General features: G+C 59.5%; 1 protein-coding gene and 2 pseudogenes. All 3 read left to right on the top strand.

What is annotated here, in order from left to right:
* Positions 1-315 (top strand): annotated as a pseudogene (locus CT676_RS43685) (cupin); the annotation flags it as partial.
* A gap of 142 nt (positions 316-457) precedes the next feature.
* Positions 458-1,015 carry a transcriptional regulator gene (locus CT676_RS43680; RefSeq protein ID WP_135217359.1) on the top strand — a complete coding sequence of 186 codons (558 nt, stop codon included), beginning with the start codon at positions 458-460 and terminating at the stop codon, positions 1,013-1,015.
* A gap of 55 nt (positions 1,016-1,070) precedes the next feature.
* Positions 1,071-1,280: pseudogene (locus CT676_RS43675) on the top strand (hypothetical protein); the annotation flags it as partial.

The raw sequence follows: 1,280 nt of genomic DNA, 5'->3' as shown, positions 1-1,280 counted from the left end.
TTTGGCGACGGGCACGACCCGGCGGCCGTGATGGAGGATCTCTTCGAGGCCAACAGCTGGGGCGACACTTGGCGCGACGGCATCTACAGCTACGTGCATCATCACTCCCGAATTCATGAGGTGCTTGGCATCGCCCGCGGCAAGGGCCGGGTACGCTTCGGCGGCAACAAGGGCCGGATATTCACGCCGAAGGCTGGCGACGTCGCGATCGTGCCCGCCGGTAACGGCCATCAATGCCTGTTCGCCGAAGAGGACTTCCTCGTCGTCGGCGCCTATTCGATTGCCGTCAGGGCCAGCTTCCCGACATACTCCTGAACCAGAACAAAGCGCCAGAACTCATGGGCGAAAAAGTCGTTGCCATGCAGAAGCTCGCCACCCGGAAGTCCATCGCCTCATAGAATATTCTTGGGCTTCAATATGAGCGTGAGAATAATATTCTAGCTGCTGGGAGGTCGCCTTGAACGAGAAAGCCCCTGAATGGCTTGAGGCCTACGCAATTGCCCGGGATGAGATTTGGGAGAAAGACCCGCACTTCAAGGGATTTTTGGCTGCGCTTCAGGAGCTGAACAAGGAAACCGACCGCGGTGTTGCGTTGGTCGCAACGTCCTTTTTGGACAAGCTGCTCATGGACACGTTGGCCGCGTTCTTCATCGAGAACGCCAGCGCCAAGGCGCTCCTGTCAGGCTTCAACGCGCCGTTCGGTAGCTTCAGCACGCGGATAGCAGGATGCCTTGCCATGGGGCTCATCACTGACCACGTAGTGCAGCAATGCGACAGCCTGCGCAAAGTACGAAAGCGCTTCGCGCATGAGGTCGAGATGAACTTCAGCACCGACAGCGTGAAGGCGCTCTGCAACAATCTCTTGGTGCCCGAGCGAGACAAAGATGGCGACGCCCGAAGGAAATTCATGTCGGGAGCGATGATGACTCTTATTGCTCTGCTCAACCGTCCTCACGAAGTCGGCAAGCGGAGGCTGACGCCGGGCGAGTGGAAATCGTCGCTGGCATCGGCGTGAATCGACATCGAAAGGAGCGACCATGGCTATCGTGTTCGTCACGGGCAGCGCGGGAACGGACCGCTTCTACTACCAGGCAATCCAGGACTCGGCGTTCGCCAAATATGCGGAACTGCCGATCACAAAGCCCGCAGGCGCGAGTGCCGCGGTCGCCGTGCTCGGCGTGCGCGGCAATGGCGACCTGAAGGGGCCGCCCCATGAAATCGACGTCGTCGCGATCCAGGGCGACAAGGTCTTCTTTCTCGCTGTCACCAATGCGGTGAAG

Source organism: Bradyrhizobium sp. MOS001, from assembly GCF_004634465.1.
Taxonomy (GTDB): Bacteria; Pseudomonadota; Alphaproteobacteria; order Rhizobiales; family Xanthobacteraceae; genus Bradyrhizobium; species Bradyrhizobium barranii.
This window is presented reverse-complemented; position numbering and strand designations above follow the sequence as displayed.